Genomic DNA, 17,438 nt, shown 5'->3' on the forward strand with positions numbered 1-17,438 from the left:
AGTAGCGGGTGGTTAATTGCTATCTTAGAACTGAAAATCTAAATAATGAAGGTTTATTGGTTCTATTATAAGCAAATCTTTCTGGCGAATTTGGGGATATCCCTTGTGCTGAGTGTAATCCCGTTGAAAATGGAACTGGGCAATATGATGGCTGTAACGCCAGTATTTACAGTAGAGTCTACGATCGAGGGGATCAGAAAGCTACCCTTTGTTTTTGCTACCGTTGGTTTTCTTATTGCAGTAGGTGTGGATATGTTCTTTAGTAAGCACACCAACTACCTATATTATAATCTAGGTTTTTCGAAAAGAAAGGTTGTTGCAGTCGCTTTTCTGATTAATATCATTTTCACTTTACTCTTATTCCCTCTTGTATGGATATGACAGTCGAAGGGGAGCTTTATGCCGATTCCATAGAGTTTTCCTATAACTCTAATTACCAACTGTTGAGTGGCGTATACCTTAGTTGTAAAGTGGGGGAGGTCGTAGCGCTATTAGGACGGAATGGTTGTGGTAAGACCACCTTGATGAAAATTATCTTCGGAGCTTTGCGTGCTAAAAATGCGTATATCAAATTGGATGGAGTACGGATGGAGGCCGTTTTCAAGACGAATAAAGTTTGTTACCTTCCGCAGCAGCATTATTTGCCCACCTATATTTCTGTCAGGAATGCCATTAAACTCATGATTGCAAGCGCAGAAACTGTTGAGTCGATCCAAAAGGACGAGGTAATAGCAAAAGTTCTCCATCAAAAAGTAGCCGAGCTGTCGGTGGGTGAGCAGCGTTATCTTGAATTGCTGTTGCTCATACATCAGCCAGCGACCTATTACCTATTGGATGAACCTTTCTCAGGGGTATCTCCTTATCTTAAAGAGCGGATACAGGAAGTAATCCTCCAATACAAGCATTGCAAAGGTTTTGTGATTTCAGATCACCATTATAACTCTGTATTGGATATCAGTACGCGGATTCTATTGCTTCAAAATGGAGGATGTAGGTCTATCGAGAATAAAAAAGACCTGGAATATTTTTATGTTCCCGAAGGAACTTTTGATGATTAAAATAGGTGTAGAACGTTTTGTTTAGTAAGTTTGTGTTTCATTTTAATCTTACTCACAATCACGATATGTCATCTCTTTTAATAAAAAATGCACAGGTAGTCAACGAAGGAAAAATTGAAGCACTGGATCTGTTTGTAAAAAACGGTCGAATCGAAAAGATAGGTAAGCAAATTGATCTGCCGGCCGATCGCGAGATCAATGCCGAAGGATTACACCTTTTACCGGGTTTGATCGATGATCAAGTGCATTTCCGCGAACCGGGATTAACCTATAAAGCGAATATTTTTACAGAGAGTCGAGCAGCAGTAGCCGGAGGTACCACGTCCTTTATGGAGATGCCCAATACCGTACCTAATACCCTTACCCAACGTTTATTGCAGGATAAATACGACATCGGACAAGATAGCTCGTTGGCCAATTATTCCTTCTTTATGGGAGCAGGTAATGACAATCTGAGTGAGGTTCTTAAAACTAATCCGCGTGATGTCTGTGGTATCAAGGTATTTATGGGCTCTTCTACAGGGAATATGTTAGTCGATAATGAAATAGCCTTAGAGCAGATTTTTAAAAATGCACCGACACTAATTGCGACACACTGCGAGGATGAAGCCACGATTAAATCAAATTTAGCACATTATAAAGAATTGTATGGTGAAGGTATCACTATTGATATGCATCCTTTGATCCGTTCGGAAGAAGCTTGTTATCTGTCCTCCTCCAAAGCCGTTGAACTTGCAAAAAAGAATAATACAAGACTCCATATTTTACACATTTCCACAGGTAAAGAAACAGCTTTGTTTACGAATAACATTCCTTTGAAACAAAAGCGAATCACTGCCGAAGCCTGTATTCACCATCTTTGGTTTTCAGATGCGGATTACAAGACAAAGGGTAACTATATCAAATGGAATCCCGCAGTGAAAACTGCTACGGATAGAGATCAGATTTTAGCTGCAGTTTTGGATGGACATATTGATGTAATCGCTACGGATCATGCGCCACATACGATCGAAGAAAAAGAACAACCTTATCTTCAGGCTCCTTCCGGAGGACCTTTGGTACAGCACGCATTGCAAGCACTGTTGGACCTTGTAAAACAAGAAAAGATGACGCTTGAACAACTGGTTCAAAAGACTGCACATAATACTGCTATTTGTTTTGAAATTGAGCAGCGTGGGTTTATTCGTGAAGGTTATTGGGCAGATTTAGTTTTAGTAGATCTGAATAAGGGATACACAGTCACTAAAGACAATGTTCTTTCCAAATGTGGCTGGTCACCTTATGAAGGACATACTTTTTCTTCTAGTATCGTGCATACCCTTGTTTCCGGAAATCTGGCATACAGTGAAGGCAAGATTATTGAGGTAGGATCCGGACATCGGTTGCTGTTTAATAGGTAAAGGAGGTTATAAAGTTATGTAGTTAACAAGTTATCTAGTTATCCAGTTCAATCGATAGCAGGATAACAGGATAAAAAGTTTACTCGATAACACGATAACAAGTTCACTCGATAACAGGATAATAGAATGAACAAAAGAGATTTTTTAAAAAGTCTGGGGCTTGGCGCGGGTGCACTTACCTTGTCAAAGTTTACCAAGGCAGGTCCTTATTTTTCTAGTGCCAAGACCCTATTAAAAGGGAATGTGCTGAAAGAAGGAGATACCATTGGGCTTATCGCGCCGGCAGGTGCTGTTGAAGATGAAGAATCAATAACAATGGCCAAAGAAGTATTTACCTACTTTGGTTTTTCGGTCAAAGAAGGGAAAAATATTCGTGCACGTTACGGCAATCTCGCGGGGACAGACGAACAGCGGTTAGAAGATCTGCATAAGATGTTTGCAGATGAGTCGGTGCAGGCTATTGTCTGTATACGGGGGGGAAATGGCACATCACGACTATTAAGCCGTATAGACTATGATTTGGTCGCGCGCAATCCAAAAATATTGTTGGGTTATAGCGATGTGACAGCGTTACTACTGGCATTTTACACTAAGGTAGGACTAGTTTCATTCCATGGCGTGGTAGGTATCAGTACTTGGAGTAATTATGTTGCTCAGCTGTTCAAAGACCAGTTTTTCGATAACAAATTAGCCTGCTTTGAAAATCCTAAGAAATCCGATACACAGATCATACAATATAAAGATCGTATTCAGACTATTACTCCTGGTATTGTAGAAGGAACTATTATCGGTGGCAATCTTACATTGTTAGCAGGGTTATGTGGTAGTCCTTATTTACCTGATTTTAAGGATAAGATATTGTTTGTAGAGGAGATTGATGAAAAATCGGATCGTTTAGATCGGATGTTTTGTCAATTGATGAATGCGGGTATTCTGTCGCAAATCACAGGATTTATATTCGGCAAATGTACCAATTGTGGCCCCTCTGGTGGATATGGAGCGCTTACTGTCGAGCAGATGCTCAACGATTATATCAAACCCTTGGGGATTCCTGCATATTCTGGCGCGATGATTGGTCATATCTCCGATCAATTCCTTATGCCTGTAGGCGTACTGGCCCGTATGGATGCTAGTTTAGGAAAGATTGAATATTTAGAGAAATCATTGTTATGAAATATCCATATAGCATAAGCTGTACAAACAGGGATAACTGCAGTTAGGATATTCCATATGACAGATGAAAATCAAATGAATTACATATGAAGCTTTTTGCCCTAATTTTAACTATCGGTGCCATTACAACCTGTGAAGGCACAAAAACACCTGCTTCGGATTATTCTTCAGCTATGAATTTGGATACCACCACTTACAATACCCTACATAATACCTATAAAGAGTCTGTTTTACAGCATCGTCGTTTCAAGCATGCAGATGTAGACTCCTTAGTACAAAAACATAAAGAAAGAGCTGTGCTGGAAGTTACTCCTATCGGCAAATCCTTTGAAGGAAGAGCTATTTATGAGCTGCAATACGGTGTTGGAGATAAAGTCGTCATGCTTTGGTCGCAGATGCACGGAGATGAACCCACTGCGACAATGGCCTTGTTTGATTTGTTTAATTTCCTGGAAGGGAAAGCAGATGGACAAGATGCAGTCCGAGACTTGTTAAAAACAAAGTTGAATCTTCACTTTATCCCGATGTTAAATCCAGATGGTGCCGAACGGTTTACCCGACGCACTGCCCAAAGTATCGATATGAACAGAGATGCCCGTGCAGGGCAGACGGTAGAGGGCGCTTTACTAAAAGAACGGGCTAAGATTGTGAAACCGAGGTACGGTTTTAACCTACATGACCAAAATATTTACTATAATGTTCCGGAAAAAAGCAATCCAGTACAGATCTCTTTGTTGGCTCCTGCATATAATTACGAAAGGGAAATCAACGAGGTGAGGGGAGATGCTATGAAAATAATTGTTGGGATGAATAGTCTACTTCAACAGTATATACCTGATGCTGTAGCCAAATACGATGACGCACATACGCCAAGAGGTTTTGGAGACAATTTTCAGTCCTGGGGGGCAAGTACAGTTCTGATTGAATCTGGTGGGCGTAAAGATGACGTTGAAAAGCAAGAAATACGAAAGTTGAATTTTATCATTATTCTCAATGCCTTAGTTCAAATTGCGGAAGGTTCATATGGACAATATGAAGTCCAAGACTACGAAAAGATACCCTTTAATGCTTCGCAACTACACGATGTCGTCATTCGTAATTTATCTATAAACACAGACTCTACAGAATTTCGGACAGATATAGCTATCCGTAGAGGAGAGACAACGGTCGATCGGGATTATTTTGTGCGTGGTCGTATCGAAGACATAGGCGATCTCCAGGAATCTTTTGGTTACGATGAAGTCGATGTCAAAGGTTTGCAGTTTATCCCGGCCAAGTCTTCGACTTTGGTATTGGATAGCGCCTCTGTGCTTTCTCAGAAAGATGCCTTTGATTTGCTGAAAAAAGGAATCATGGCAGTCCCTGTCAAGACGATCGGAAGTAGTAAGGCGAGTAGTCTGCATAACTACCCGATTCATTTCTTTACACAGAAGCAATTTTTCCCCACTACGAGCATGGATCTAGGAGGTACTGCCAATTTTTATATAGGCGATGCGACAGGAAAGCTGCACTATGCTGTATTTAATGGTTACCTGATAGACCTATCCAAGGATATTAAGGGCAAACTATTTAAAAGTAGAGTACACTAATAGCAGAAGTTTCGATGAGTCGTAATCCCATTATCATTATTGGTGCAGGGCCCGCAGGACTGATGGCGGCTCAACAGTTGGCGATCCAAGGCTATAAAGTACATGTCTATGAACAGAACAAAGCGGCGGCACGAAAGTTTTTGGTAGCAGGAGATGGCGGTTTTAACCTTACACATAGCGAACCTATAGATGCCTTTGTAGAGAAATATGCTACAGCTTTTGTTCGAGACATCGTTAGGTCTTTCGATAATAAAGCAACTGTAACCTGGCTTTCTAAAATAGGTATTCCTACCTACGTGGGGAGCTCGGGTAAAATATTTCCTGAAAGGCACATCAAGCCTATTCAGGTATTGCAGGCTTGGCTCGTCTACCTTAAAGAATTGGAGGTATCCGTGTTCTATCAATTTCAACTGGTAGATTTTGATGTGAACAATGTATATCTGCGTCATAAAGGCGAAATTTTAGCCTTTAAGTATGAAAAGCTTATTTTGGGATTAGGAGGTGCTTCTTGGAAAAAGACTGGGTCTGATGCCTCTTGGGTGTCGATGTTGGAGCAAAAGGGAATTAATGTAACACCCCTCGAATCGGCTAATTCGGGGTATAACACAGAAGAAGATTGGAGTGATATCGAAGGGCAGGCGTTGAAGAACATACAAATTCGCTATAAAAGCTATACTAAGCTTGGTGAAATTGTATTTACAAGTTATGGAGTAGAAGGGGGGCCTCTTTATCACATGAATAGATTTACCAGAAAAGATATTTTCCCCTTAGAGTTGGAGATTGATCTAAAGCCCAATATGTCGGTAGATAGTATCATGGACAAGCTTACAGGAGTCGGAAGTGTGGTATCTCTATTGAAAACCAAAGTAAAGCTGTCGAAAACAGCTATTGCCCTTTTGAAAAGATTGGACAAAGATGTGTTTATAGATTCCAGGTCACTCGCTATGGCGATCAAGCGATACCCGATTCATGTTACAGGCTTAAGGCCTATTGAAGAAGTAATCTCTACCGCAGGCGGGGTTTCTTTTGAAGAGCTTGACGAGAATCTCGCTTTATATAGATTTCCGAAAGTTCACTGTGTAGGGGAGATGATTGATTGGGAAGCGCCAACGGGGGGCTATTTGTTGCAAGGCTGTTTTAGTACCGGAGCATGGGTAGCCAAAGCAATATCCTACCCTCATGATGCTCTATAGAACATAAATGTAAGATTCTAAAAAAGCAGGTTAGGATAGAGATGTCCCCTCTTTAATTCTTAGTCTAATGGCTTTTCATTAACTCCTCTAAGTTCTCGAATTTTTTACCTCGAACGGTTTGCTTTTTCTCTACTTTTAGATAGAATAGTAGGGCTAGTACTGCGCCAGTTGAAGCCATAACCACCCCGATTAAAGAAGGGTAGTTGTAAGTTAGGCCATAAGCTATGGGGACAGCACCAAAATAGGCTCCTAGTGAGTTACCAATGTTAAACGAGGCCTGTCCACCTGCGGCAGCGAAGGTTTCTGCTCCTTTTGCGTTATTGATCAGCATCATCTGTAGTGGAGAGCCAATACTGAATGCTATCATTCCGGTGATGAAAGCCATAGGGTAAGCTAATACGGTAATATGCGCGATAAAGAAGAGAATCAGTAGACAGCATGCCATTGCAGAAAAACTTGCAATAGCAGCTTTGCTAGGAGAGATGCGGTCTGCTAATCTGCCCCCGACAATATTTCCGACAAACATACCTGCACCGATGAGCACCATAATGATAGATACCTGGTCCGGAGATAGACCAGATACGGTAGTAACTAGTTTTGAAATATAGCTGATCCATGCAAAGAGACCTCCTGTCCCGATCGCGATAACAGCTACCATTAGCCATGCATCCCAGCGTTTGAAATAGCTTATTTGTTGAATGACGTTATTGTTCTTATTGGCTGGGATAATAGGCATCCAAAAGTAAATAGCTAGAAACGTAATTAACCCTAAAAGAGATATAACAGCATAGGTTATCCGCCATGAATAATGGTGTCCAATATAGGTGCCTAATGGTACACCTGCAAGATTGGCAATTGTCATACCTGTAAACATCATGGAGATGGCCTGTGCTTCCTTACCAGGCTTAGCGAGCTTAGCGGCTACAACGGAACCTATTCCAAAAAATGCTCCATGGGGCAGACCTGATATAAAACGTGAGATGAAGAGACTCCAATGATTGGGTGCTATGGTAAAAAGCGCATTGAAGACAAAGAAAAGCAACATTAAGAAGAGAAGTACTTTTTTTGCAGGGTACTTGGATGTGGCAGCAACTAATGTGGGAGCACCGACAACTACCCCCAAGGCGTATAATCCTATCAAATTGCTGGCTGTAGGAATATCGATATTAATATCTGAGGCGATGTCAGGTAATATACCCATCATCGTAAATTCAGTCATTCCGATGGCGAGACCACCAAAAGCTAAAGCAACTAACCCTTTATTTATAGACATTTAAAACCTGTTTAGGAAAAGAACTCATCTATATGATGAATACTTTGATACCTCCGGAGAAGGAGGTTCAAGGCTACAAAAATAAGGTTTTATATATAATGAAAAAGTAAAAATGTAAAACCGTAAGATTGGAAAAATAGTCTTACGGTTTTACCGTGTCAAAAGTTTATCATTCTGGTGAGGTTTTTTACTTGCCAAACATGCTGGCTAAGGAATCCAGTACTGATCCTTTCTGGTCATTGCCTTTATCCTTATTGAAGAATTCGCCTGCTAGATCACCTAATCCGCCGAAGCTTGCAGATCCTTGTTGTGTGTTGTCTTCCTTTCCAGCCTCCCCACCAAGTACTGATCCTAAGATACTGCCTAAGATTCCTCCACCTGAGGAACTGCCTGATTGGCCACCAATCAGCCCTCCCAATAGATCACCAAGGCCTCCTCCAGAGAATTGTTCTTGTTTTTGCTTGCCCAGATAGCCCATGACAATAGGAGCCAAGATGGCCAGCACATTGCCGATTTTGTCCGTTGATATCCCTGTCTTAGCGGCAAGGTTGTCCTTTACCATTTCGGTATTATTACCAAACATATGGTTGACAATTTTATTGTCATCATCAGAAGGTTCTTGTCCGAGCAATCCACCCAGTTGGTCCAGTATATCTCCACTATGTTGATCTAATGCTTTATTGATTCCCGCTTCTTTGGAAGGGTCTTTTTTTGCATTATAGTTTAATGCAGCAATCATTAAAGGTACGGCAGCAGCGACGAGCCATTTTGCCTTGCTTTCTTCAATATTCAATAAATTTGCGATTGAAGAAATGGCTTTCGAGCCGATGCCTCCTGTGACTAAGTCTGTTATGTTCATGACTTGATAGTTTAATGTAATTATGATAATTTTAGAACAATCTATTAAAGCTAAATAAAAATACGAAATGAAAATCAAACTATGGATGCCTTTGGCTCTTGTCTGCAGTATTTCTTTTTCGAATTGTAGTAATAATTCTGCAAGGAAGGAACCAATGGATACGAAGGAGGAGGCAGCACACATTAGCCTGACGAAAGAACAGGCTGCTCAAATTTTTTTATTGCCTATCCACTGTCTTGAAGTGGAGTACCCGAATAAGCTAGGACAGGTATTGGGGTCTAGCGACGACTTAAAATCGCCTAAGCAGCTGCGTCCAATATTTTATGGCTGTTTTGACTGGCATTCGTCGGTACATGGCTATTGGTCTATTGTGGAGCTCCTGCAAAAATACCCAGATCTGGATAAGGACGGAAAAATCCGTTCTATTTTGAATCAACATATCACTCCGGAAAATGTAGCCGTGGAATTGGCTTTTTTTAAGGATAAAAACAATACCAGTTTCGAACGTACATATGGATGGGCTTGGTTGTTTAAACTCCAGGAAAGCCTGTCGCAATGGAAAGAGAATACCGACGCGCAGCGATGGAAATCAAATTTACAGCCTTTGGTAGACCTATTGGTCGATAGGTACAAAGAGTACCTGCCTAAATTGGTCTATCCTATCCGTGCCGGACAGCATGATAACTCGGCTTTTGGATTGTCACTGTCATTGGATTATGCCCGTTCGGTAGGGGATAAAGCTTTTGAATCGGTATTGAAAGAGCATGGCACACGGCTTTTTCTAAATGACGTGAATTGTAATCTAGCCTATGAGCCGAGTGGTTATGACTTCTTATCACCTTGTCTAGAGGAAGCATATTTAATGAGTAAGATCCTAGATGAGCAATCGTATAGCGGTTGGCTTAAAAAATTTATGCCTAGTCTATTTGAGCCGGGATTCAGCCTGTCTGCAGCTGTAGTTAAAGATCGTACAGACGGCAAGCTCGTCCACCTGGATGGATTGAACTACAGCCGTGCCGCTTGTCTGTACGGAATTGCCAAGGCTATTCCTCAAGTGTCGCATTTGAATAAAATAGCAAATGAGCACATCGCCTTTTCGTTGCCCAATCTGTCTGCACAAGATGATTATATGGGGTCGCACTGGTTGGGTACTTTTGCGCTGTACGCTATAGCACATGCCCATTAGTCCCCAAGGGTGAAAACACATTGATCCCGATCAATTACGATTTAGAATCGCAACTGATCGGGATCAATGTGTTTTCGACAAGCTTTACCGGTACCGATAGAATACTGGTAAAGCCATCGTTTTTGGTCACGATGTGGGACAAATCAACTCCTTTTTTGGAGAAAGCCGATATGATGGCCGTACGGAATGTCGCTCTTGAAGAACCCCAGCCTTGACTTTTTATAGTTTCATTATTGAGATGGATAAGCTCTTCGGTGGAGTAGTGTGCAAACTTCTCTAATAAGTGTTGATAGAATGATATTGATGTTGCCATACAATTTAAAAATTTATTTGTTAAACCATAAATTGTATCCAGAAATCGGTAGGAAAAATAAGCGTTTTTAAGACGTTTATTTTGGTTGTAAACCCGTATTATTTTACCACCGCGGTGACTACACTCGGTTGGTATTGCTTTTGCAATTCTGAATACGCTACAAATTTAGTAGACTTTTTGATAAAAACAAAGAGAACCTTTCATTTTCTGCTTTTGTTTTTATACCAATGTTTCGTCATAGGATATTAGTAGTTACTTTAGCCGTGTATTCTTCTAACTTTACTGTGGTTTTATAGAGCTATAATAGAGGGTTTGTAGAGGGTTAATAGAGGTAAATCTCTATAAACCCTCTATTTCATCTCAGTTAAATACCTAATTGGACAGAAGGAGATATACCGTTGTCTTAAACCTATATATAAGGAGGTGATAATGTATAATTGAAAGAGATAAGAGTGACAGAATTTTAGTGCTTTTCTTATGTTATTCTGACATTCTGTCTTAAAGTCAACTTTGGAACAGGCCTTGATAAGTTTATTGTGATAATAAAAAGTTAAATAGTAAAATACATATGCAAGAAAAAGGTAGTATCTCGATCCACACCGAGAATATTTTTCCGGTGATCAAAAAGTTTTTATATTCTGATAACGAGATTTTCTTAAGAGAATTGGTGTCTAATGCTGTGGATGCCTCTCAGAAAATTAAACGGTTATCTTCGCTAGGTCAGTTCAATGGTGAAGTAGGTGAGCTAGTTGTTGATGTGAAATTTGATGAAGCAGCTAAAACTATTACGATATCGGACAACGGTATTGGTATGACTGCGGAAGAGATCAAAAAATACATCAACCAGATTGCATTTTCAGGTGCTACTGAGTTCATGGAGAAATTTAAAGAGGCCAACGATGCGAATGAAATCATTGGGCGTTTTGGTTTAGGTTTCTATTCGGCATTTATGGTTGCAGATAAGGTGGAGATTGACTCTTTGTCTTACCAAGATGGCGCTGAACCAGCACACTGGACCTGTGATGGTAGTACTTCATACGAGATTTCGGAAGGTACGCGTACGACACGTGGAACAGACATTATTCTACATATCAATGCGGATTCCGAGGAATTCTTAAATAAGTTTAAGTTGCAGCAGATCCTGGATAAGTATGCCAAGTTCTTGCCTGTTCCTATTCGTTTCGGTACAAAAACTACATCGGAGCCAGATGGTGAAGACGAAGAGGGTAAACCTAAATACAAATCGATTGAAGTTGATAACTTTATTAACAATACAAATCCAGCTTGGACGAAGTCTCCTTCGGAACTGACAGATGAAGATTATCTTTCTTTTTACCGCGAGTTGTATCCGCAGTCAATGGATGAACCTTTATTCTGGATCCATCTGAATGTCGATTATCCATTCAACCTGACAGGTATCCTTTATTTCCCGAAAATAAAGAACGAGCTAGAAATTCAGCGTAATAAGATTAAGCTTTACTCGCGTCAGGTATTTATTACAGATGAGGTGAAGGATATCGTTCCTGAGTTTTTGATGTTATTGCACGGTGTTATTGACTCTCCGGATATTCCATTAAACGTATCACGTTCATTTCTACAGGCAGATGGTAATGTGAAGAAAATTAATAACTATATCACGAAGAAGGTTGCGGATAAACTGCAGGAAATATTCAAATCGGATCGTAAAGGATTTGAAGAAAAATGGACAGATATCGGTCTTTTCATTAAGTACGGTATGCTGAGTGATGAAAAATTTGCAGATAAAGCAAATGATTTCTGTTTATTAAAGAACACATCCAACGAAAGTTATACCCTGAAAGAATATTATGAAAAAGTAAAGGATATTCAGGTAGATAAGGATGGTAATATTGTATACCTATACAGCTCAGATGTCGCCCAACAAGATGGTTTTATCACCACGGCTGCTGCTAAGGGATATGATGTATTGGTGCTGGATGGACCTTTGGATACGCATATTACTTCGTATTTGGAGCAAAAAGGTGGCGAAAAAGTTCAGCTAAAACGCGTTGATTCGGATGTCATCGATAAGTTGATCCAGAAAGACGAGAAAATTGAATTGGTGTTGAACGAGGAAGAGAGTAAGAAGGCTACTGACCTGTTCCAGAAGGCGATCAACCGTCAGGATATGAATGTACAGATCGAAGCATTGAAAGCGGATGAGTTGCCTGTCTCTGTAACGTTAGATGAGTTTATGCGTCGCATGAAAGATATGGCGAAGACGGGTGGTGGAATGGGATTCTATGGTAGTATTCCGGACAACTATAAAGTTAGCGTAAATGGTAACCATCCGTTGGTAAAGCGTATCATAGAAAGTGGTGAAGAAGAAGGTGAAAAATTGGCTAAACAGGCTTTTGATTTGGCTTTATTATCGCGAGGATTGCTTACTGGCGCTGATTTGACTTCGTTTGTGAAGCGAAGTGTAGAGATGATTTAATCATTCTAAAAAAATAATTACTTAATCCTCATTGTGTTATTATGCAATGAGGATTTTTTGTTAAAAATATTTGCACTATATGAATTAAAAACCTACTTTTGTATCACAAACACGGTAGGTATAGCTCAGTTGGTTAGAGCACTAGATTGTGGTTCTAGGGGTCGTCGGTTCGAGCCCGATTACTTACCCGCTTCTAAAGGCTTCTCAGTAATGAGAGGCTTTTTTTTTTGTATGCTCTTTGCTTAATTTAGATAAGGACTTTTCGGGAAATTGGCAACATGAGCGTATTTGGGACCGAGACTGATTAATGCTTGTTTCCATAGGGTCTCTCCATCTGTTAGAAATGTGAGTTCTGGTTCAAACGAATTATGCACCGCCCAGGAATTTTGTTTTATTTCTTCTTCCAATTGGCCTACAGACCAACCGGAATACCCTAAGAAAAATTTTATTTCCTGTGGATAAATAAGATGGTTATCGATTAATTCTAAAACCTGTTCTAAGTCGCCTCCCCAAAAGAGATCTGTGCCGATTGGCGTACCTCCGCTGATTTTTTGTGGCGTACAATGCAGAAAAAATAAAGCATCATTTTGTACAGGGCCTCCGATATAAACAGGGAAATCTTTACATGTTATCTCTGCTATGATATCCGATAATAATACATTGGAAAGATGATTTAGTACCAGACCTAAAGTTCCTTCTTGGTTGTGTTCACATAGGACAACGACAGAACGTTCGAAATTAGGATCGAGTATGAATGGTTCTGAAATCAATAGACTTCCTTGTTGGGGGGCATTTTGATTGAACATGTTATATCGTAATTATTCTACTATAAACTTAGAAAAATTTGTCTTTATATACAATTGAAGTTAACCGACGGTTTCTATTGCATGTTAATTGGTGGCTGTTTGGATAAAATCTATAAAAAAGGTCGACATCTTAAAGTGTTGAGGTTAAAAAGGGAGGAAAGATGACAATCTTTTGTGTCGCATTTAGTAAGTTTGTCAAAGAAACAAAATACAACCTATGGCAATCGATCATAAAAAAATTGCAGCGATTCGTGAAGATTATGTCAAGGACTCTCTTTCCGAAAAACAGGTTAGTGCTGATCCGCTGCTTCAATTTACCCAGTGGTTTGAACAAGCTATGCATGCCAATGCAATAGAACCGAACGCAATGACACTATCTACAATTAGTGAAGGGGGATTTCCTTCATCTAGAATCGTGTTGTTGAAAGATATTAAGGCTGATGGCTTCAGCTTTTTTACAAATTATGAAAGTCAGAAAGGCTTGGATATGTCACATTGTGCAAATGTGTGTCTGTTGTTCTTTTGGCCCGAGCTGCAACGACAGGTGCGGATAGAAGGTGTGGTCGAGCGTCTATGTGAAGAGGATTCGGATGAATATTTTGCTTCGCGCCCAAAGGGAAGCCGGATAGGGGCCTGGGCATCTCCACAGAGTCAAATCATACCTGATCGGGATTTTTTAGAACAACGTGTGCACTTTTATGAACAGCAGTTTGCGCAATCTGAAAAGGTAGATCGACCTCTCTTCTGGGGAGGATATCTTGTCAAGCCAGTGCGGATAGAGTTTTGGCAGGGACGAAGTTCTAGATTGCATGATCGCATAGTTTATTTTTTAGAGGAAAATAATTGGGTTATAAACAGGTTGGCACCATGACCTTGCAAATCAAAGAAGCGGCAGATCAGCTGTTTGGTCAAGATGTTGTCCAAGTAATGGAAACAGGACTTCAGGATACACTAATTGTAAAATGTGAAAAACTGCAGGAGGTGTGTCTCTGGTTGAGAGATCACCCTAAGTTTTATTTTGACTTTTTGGCTAATATTACAGCGATCGATTATTTTCCGGAATCCAAATTTGGGGTAGTTTACAATCTAAGTTCTATTCCATTTCAATTGCAGTTGACATTACGTGTGGAGGTAGCGCATAGTCGCAATGTGGACGACCTACCGGAGATTCCTTCGGTGAGTTCTATATGGCGTACAGCGAACTGGCACGAACGTGAGGCTTTTGATCTTATGGGGATTTATTTTTCGGATCACCCCGATTTAAGACGTATTTTATTGCCGGATGATTGGGAGGGATTTCCATTACGTAAGGATTATGAGGATCCGGAAAGCTATCACGGTATTTCCATTAAGAATTAGATCACATGCATATCAAGTATAATCAAGGATACGAAAGGTATTTGGAAAGAGTACAACAGATCGGCTCGACGGAGATGATTATTAATATGGGACCTCAGCACCCCTCTACACATGGGGTGTTGCGTTTGGAGCTTGTTACCGATGGGGAGCTTGTCAAAGAGGTGATCCCACATTTGGGATATCTGCACCGCTGTTTTGACAAGCATGCGGAGTCGATGAATTATGGTAAAAGTATCCCTTTTACCGATCGATTGGACTATTTGGCTTCTATGAACAATAGCCATGCGTTTGTAATGGGTGTAGAACGTATGTTGGGGATTGATGATAAGATTCCGAAAAGGGTGGAATATATCCGTGTACTAGTTTGCGAATTGAATCGAATCGCGTCTCACTTGATCGCTATCGGTACCTACGGAATTGATATTGGAGCATTCACTCCTTTTATGTGGTGTTTTAGAGATAGAGAGCATATTATGAATATGCTTGAATGGGCTTCAGGATCACGGATGTTGTATAATTATATCTGGATAGGAGGCCTGTTTTACGATCTACCTGTGGGTTTTGAGCAACGGTGCAAAGAATTCATTGATTATTTCAGACCGAAATTAATGGAGTTGGATGAATTGTTGTCTACCAATCAGATTTTTATCTCTCGCACCGCTAATATAGGAGTGCTTCCGGCGGATGTGGCTATTAATTATGGTTGTTCGGGACCGATGTTGCGCGCTAGTGGAATAAAATGGGATCTTAGACGGGTGGATGGTTATTCGGTCTATCCTGAGCTGGATTTTGATATTCCTGTAGGTGAAGGAGTTATGGGGCGAGTTGGAGATTCGTGGGATAGGTATAAAGTGCGTGTAGATGAAATCTACGAGTCTGTGAAGATCATTGAGCAATGTCTTGCACGTTTAATGTCAGACTTTGCGCGTTTGGCTGAGTTCGACCCCCGAGCTATGGTTCCAAAAAAAGTGAATTTAAAGGCGCAGAATTATTATGTTCGAGCCGAAAACCCAAAAGGTGAACTTGGATTTTATTTTGAAACTAAAGAAAAAACAGATATTCCTTTGCGTTTAAAGGCTAGAGGGCCGAGTTTTAATAATCTTTCTGTTTTACCGGAACTCGGAAAGGGCGTTCTGATTACGGATCTGATTGCTATTCTCGGTTCTATTGATATTGTGCTTGGAGAGGTCGATAGATAACGAAAGAAAATGCATAAAAATGCAAAATATATTTGGAGTTTAAACATAAGTCCTTATATTTGTGTTCTCATAATTTAAGTTTATAATTGGTTAATAGGAAGTCTGCATCCGCCCGGATGCAGGCTTTTTTTGTGTATGACTTTTTTGAATGCCGCTTTTTACCTAAGTTTAAGTATAAAATAAGAACCAATGCGTATAAGCTTGAATTTTCCTTTTTCTTGGGCTAATTTTTGTTTCATTCGATTTTTTGTAGGATCGTTACTGATCTTATCGCAATCAATTACGGAGCTTGCTGCACAGCATTGGATTTTTAAAAGGGATGCAAGCAGTATTGTGATTCCTATTGATATCGTAAACCATATTATCATGCTACCTGTACACTTAAATGGGGAAGAGTTGACTTTTATTCTGGATACCGGGGTCAAGGAGACGATGCTATTTGGTGCAGTAGATTCTATTATATTGAAAAACGTATCTTCTTATAATTTCCAGGGATTAGGAGTCGATAGAGGAATAGAGGGGTTGTTGTCTTTGGATAACGTATTGGTTGTGGGCGATTCTGCCCTTGTTGATCCTGCACATGATCTGTATGTCATCGTAGATAGTACCCTTAATCTTTCAAAAAATATCGGGGTTCCTATTCACGGTATTCTTGGGAGTAATTTTTTTCAGAATCACGTAGTGCGTATTGATTATATCAAGAAGAGACTGCATGTCTTTAAATCGACGGAGGGAATGGAAAGATTGCTGCGCAAGTATGTTCCTGTTAAGCTTGATATTGTGAAGGATCGACCATTTATAGATGTGGGCATACAGGCTGGGGGTAAGAGGTTTGAGGCAACAAGAATGTTAGTTGATCTGGGAAATTCTGATCCTTTGATGATTTTTCCTTCTGTACTAGATGGTTATGTGGTGACACCGCCTTATGTTTACGAGTTTTTAGGGCAGGGGTTTAACGGTAATATTTATGGCAAGCGAAATCGAATCGAAGGAGTCACTATAGCTGAATGGCAGTTTAGAAGATTATTTGTATCTTATCCAGATACCAGTTCTTACAGTGGACGCAGGTTGATCGAGCGAAGGGTAGGTTCGGTCGGCAATCAGATTATGGCGCGATTTGATGTTGTTTTTGATTATGCGGATAGTGTGATGTATCTCCGCAAAAACAAGACGTATTCAGATCCTTTTAATATTGACATGAGTGGACTCGAGGTTAGACATGCGGGGTTTTCCTGGTTGAAAAGTAGGACGGTGAATAAGCCTTTAACGAGCGCATCGGATCAGGGGACCACGATCAATTTGGGCAATGATGTGATGTATCAAATTGAATTAGTGCCAGCCTACGTCATACATCATGTACGAGTAGGGTCTCCTGCTTTCTTGGCGGGGGTCAAGACGGGCGATATGGTGCATAAGATTAATGGCAAATATGCAGGTAAGATGACTTTGGAAGAGATTAAGGAGAAGCTTCAAGCTCGAGATCAATACGCTGTAAGTCTAGAAGTAAAGCGAGGAGAGGAGATTGTCAAATTTAGATTTAAACTTATAGATCCAATCCCTTTAAATTAAATAAGG

The 17,438-nt window shown here is 40.3% G+C and carries 16 protein-coding genes, 1 tRNA gene and 1 riboswitch; of the genes, 13 read left to right on the forward strand and 4 right to left on the reverse strand.

The genetic code is table 11. From position 1 onward, the window contains the following. Positions 1-45 precede the first annotated feature (45 nt). From G7B20_RS00480 to G7B20_RS00505, 6 genes are all read left to right on the forward strand, one after another. Positions 46-381, forward strand: coding sequence for a hypothetical protein (locus G7B20_RS00480; RefSeq protein ID WP_164108083.1), 336 nt, complete (start codon positions 46-48; stop codon positions 379-381). Next, positions 372-1,058 (forward strand): ATP-binding cassette domain-containing protein, encoded by a 687-nt coding sequence (locus G7B20_RS00485; protein ID WP_164108084.1) that lies wholly within the window; start codon positions 372-374, stop codon positions 1,056-1,058. Before G7B20_RS00480 ends, G7B20_RS00485 begins: the two co-directional genes overlap by 10 nt. Before the next feature lie 65 nt (positions 1,059-1,123). Beyond that, positions 1,124-2,458: a dihydroorotase gene (locus G7B20_RS00490; protein ID WP_164108085.1), complete on the forward strand. Its 1,335-nt coding sequence runs from the start codon at positions 1,124-1,126 to the stop codon at positions 2,456-2,458. Between the two features lie 126 nt (positions 2,459-2,584). After that, on the forward strand, positions 2,585-3,631 hold the full coding sequence (locus tag G7B20_RS00495; RefSeq protein ID WP_164108086.1) for an LD-carboxypeptidase: 1,047 nt from the start codon (positions 2,585-2,587) through the stop codon (positions 3,629-3,631). A gap of 86 nt (positions 3,632-3,717) precedes the next feature. Further along, the gene (locus G7B20_RS00500; protein WP_240465966.1) at positions 3,718-5,220 is read left to right on the forward strand and encodes a M14 family zinc carboxypeptidase; all 1,503 of its coding nucleotides are present in this window, start codon (positions 3,718-3,720) and stop codon (positions 5,218-5,220) included. A gap of 14 nt (positions 5,221-5,234) precedes the next feature. Then, positions 5,235-6,413 carry an NAD(P)/FAD-dependent oxidoreductase gene (locus tag G7B20_RS00505; protein WP_164108087.1) on the forward strand — a complete coding sequence of 393 codons (1,179 nt, stop codon included), beginning with the start codon at positions 5,235-5,237 and terminating at the stop codon, positions 6,411-6,413. Between the two features lie 64 nt (positions 6,414-6,477). On the opposite strand, the gene G7B20_RS00510 is transcribed toward G7B20_RS00505, so the two are convergent. Next, positions 6,478-7,686 (reverse strand): MFS transporter, encoded by a 1,209-nt coding sequence (locus G7B20_RS00510; RefSeq protein ID WP_240452770.1) that lies wholly within the window; start codon positions 7,684-7,686, stop codon positions 6,478-6,480. Between the two features lie 187 nt (positions 7,687-7,873). Continuing rightward, a complete protein-coding gene (locus tag G7B20_RS00515) occupies positions 7,874-8,545 on the reverse strand; it encodes a DUF937 domain-containing protein (protein WP_164108088.1) in 672 nt (223 codons plus the stop codon). Positions 8,546-8,612: 67 nt separating this feature from the next. On the opposite strand from G7B20_RS00515, the gene G7B20_RS00520 reads away from it, so the two are divergent. Further along, positions 8,613-9,731, forward strand: a complete 1,119-nt coding sequence (locus G7B20_RS00520) for a DUF2891 domain-containing protein (protein ID WP_164108089.1) — start codon at positions 8,613-8,615, stop codon at positions 9,729-9,731. 34 nt (positions 9,732-9,765) lie between these two features. Here the strand turns inward: G7B20_RS00520 and G7B20_RS00525 are convergent, their stop codons facing one another. After that, positions 9,766-10,044, reverse strand: coding sequence for a 5-oxoprolinase (locus G7B20_RS00525; RefSeq protein ID WP_164108090.1), 279 nt, complete (start codon positions 10,042-10,044; stop codon positions 9,766-9,768). Between the two features lie 67 nt (positions 10,045-10,111). Then, a riboswitch (SAM-I-IV-variant riboswitch) is annotated at positions 10,112-10,205 on the reverse strand. Between the two features lie 407 nt (positions 10,206-10,612). Between G7B20_RS00525 and htpG the strand changes: the two genes are divergently transcribed. Further along, positions 10,613-12,499, forward strand: coding sequence for a molecular chaperone HtpG (htpG, locus tag G7B20_RS00530; protein WP_164108091.1), 1,887 nt, complete (start codon positions 10,613-10,615; stop codon positions 12,497-12,499). Positions 12,500-12,613: 114 nt separating this feature from the next. Next, positions 12,614-12,687: transfer RNA gene (locus G7B20_RS00535), tRNA-His, on the forward strand. A 54-nt stretch (positions 12,688-12,741) separates the two neighbouring features. On the opposite strand, the gene G7B20_RS00540 is transcribed toward G7B20_RS00535, so the two are convergent. Then, a complete protein-coding gene (locus G7B20_RS00540) occupies positions 12,742-13,305 on the reverse strand; it encodes a YqgE/AlgH family protein (protein ID WP_164108092.1) in 564 nt (187 codons plus the stop codon). A 217-nt stretch (positions 13,306-13,522) separates the two neighbouring features. On the opposite strand from G7B20_RS00540, the gene pdxH reads away from it, so the two are divergent. The 4 genes from pdxH to G7B20_RS00560 all read left to right on the forward strand — a co-directional run bounded on the left by pdxH (position 13,523) and on the right by G7B20_RS00560 (position 17,432). Beyond that, positions 13,523-14,176, forward strand: a complete 654-nt coding sequence (gene pdxH, locus G7B20_RS00545; protein WP_164108093.1) for a pyridoxamine 5'-phosphate oxidase — start codon at positions 13,523-13,525, stop codon at positions 14,174-14,176. After that, positions 14,173-14,664 (forward strand): NADH-quinone oxidoreductase subunit C, encoded by a 492-nt coding sequence (locus tag G7B20_RS00550; RefSeq protein WP_164108094.1) that lies wholly within the window; start codon positions 14,173-14,175, stop codon positions 14,662-14,664. Before pdxH ends, G7B20_RS00550 begins: the two co-directional genes overlap by 4 nt. Before the next feature lie 5 nt (positions 14,665-14,669). Beyond that, the gene (locus G7B20_RS00555; protein ID WP_164108095.1) at positions 14,670-15,863 is read left to right on the forward strand and encodes an NADH-quinone oxidoreductase subunit D; all 1,194 of its coding nucleotides are present in this window, start codon (positions 14,670-14,672) and stop codon (positions 15,861-15,863) included. Between the two features lie 189 nt (positions 15,864-16,052). Then, a complete protein-coding gene (locus tag G7B20_RS00560) occupies positions 16,053-17,432 on the forward strand; it encodes a PDZ domain-containing protein (RefSeq protein ID WP_164108096.1) in 1,380 nt (459 codons plus the stop codon). Positions 17,433-17,438: the final 6 nt, after the last annotated feature.

This window comes from Sphingobacterium sp. xlx-96 (genome assembly GCF_011007365.1).
Taxonomy (GTDB): Bacteria; Bacteroidota; Bacteroidia; order Sphingobacteriales; family Sphingobacteriaceae; genus Sphingobacterium; species Sphingobacterium luzhongxinii.

Excerpts from the sequence above, each read along its gene's own strand:
- G7B20_RS00525 (WP_164108090.1), bottom strand. The coding sequence starts at position 10,044 with ATGGCAACATCAATATCATTCTATCAACACTTATTAGAGAAGTTTGCA.
- G7B20_RS00510 (WP_240452770.1), bottom strand. The coding sequence starts at position 7,686 with ATGTCTATAAATAAAGGGTTAGTTGCTTTAGCTTTTGGTGGTCTCGCC.
- G7B20_RS00500 (WP_240465966.1), top strand. The coding sequence starts at position 3,718 with ATGAAGCTTTTTGCCCTAATTTTAACTATCGGTGCCATTACAACCTGT.
- G7B20_RS00485 (WP_164108084.1), top strand. The coding sequence starts at position 372 with ATGGATATGACAGTCGAAGGGGAGCTTTATGCCGATTCCATAGAGTTT.
- G7B20_RS00515 (WP_164108088.1), bottom strand. The coding sequence starts at position 8,545 with ATGAACATAACAGACTTAGTCACAGGAGGCATCGGCTCGAAAGCCATT.
- G7B20_RS00495 (WP_164108086.1), top strand. The coding sequence starts at position 2,585 with ATGAACAAAAGAGATTTTTTAAAAAGTCTGGGGCTTGGCGCGGGTGCA.
- G7B20_RS00555 (WP_164108095.1), top strand. The coding sequence starts at position 14,670 with ATGCATATCAAGTATAATCAAGGATACGAAAGGTATTTGGAAAGAGTA.
- G7B20_RS00550 (WP_164108094.1), top strand. The coding sequence starts at position 14,173 with ATGACCTTGCAAATCAAAGAAGCGGCAGATCAGCTGTTTGGTCAAGAT.
- G7B20_RS00505 (WP_164108087.1), top strand. The coding sequence starts at position 5,235 with ATGAGTCGTAATCCCATTATCATTATTGGTGCAGGGCCCGCAGGACTG.
- pdxH (WP_164108093.1), top strand. The coding sequence starts at position 13,523 with ATGGCAATCGATCATAAAAAAATTGCAGCGATTCGTGAAGATTATGTC.
- G7B20_RS00540 (WP_164108092.1), bottom strand. The coding sequence starts at position 13,305 with ATGTTCAATCAAAATGCCCCCCAACAAGGAAGTCTATTGATTTCAGAA.
- G7B20_RS00480 (WP_164108083.1), top strand. The coding sequence starts at position 46 with ATGAAGGTTTATTGGTTCTATTATAAGCAAATCTTTCTGGCGAATTTG.
- htpG (WP_164108091.1), top strand. The coding sequence starts at position 10,613 with ATGCAAGAAAAAGGTAGTATCTCGATCCACACCGAGAATATTTTTCCG.
- G7B20_RS00560 (WP_164108096.1), top strand. The coding sequence starts at position 16,053 with ATGCGTATAAGCTTGAATTTTCCTTTTTCTTGGGCTAATTTTTGTTTC.
- G7B20_RS00520 (WP_164108089.1), top strand. The coding sequence starts at position 8,613 with ATGAAAATCAAACTATGGATGCCTTTGGCTCTTGTCTGCAGTATTTCT.
- G7B20_RS00490 (WP_164108085.1), top strand. The coding sequence starts at position 1,124 with ATGTCATCTCTTTTAATAAAAAATGCACAGGTAGTCAACGAAGGAAAA.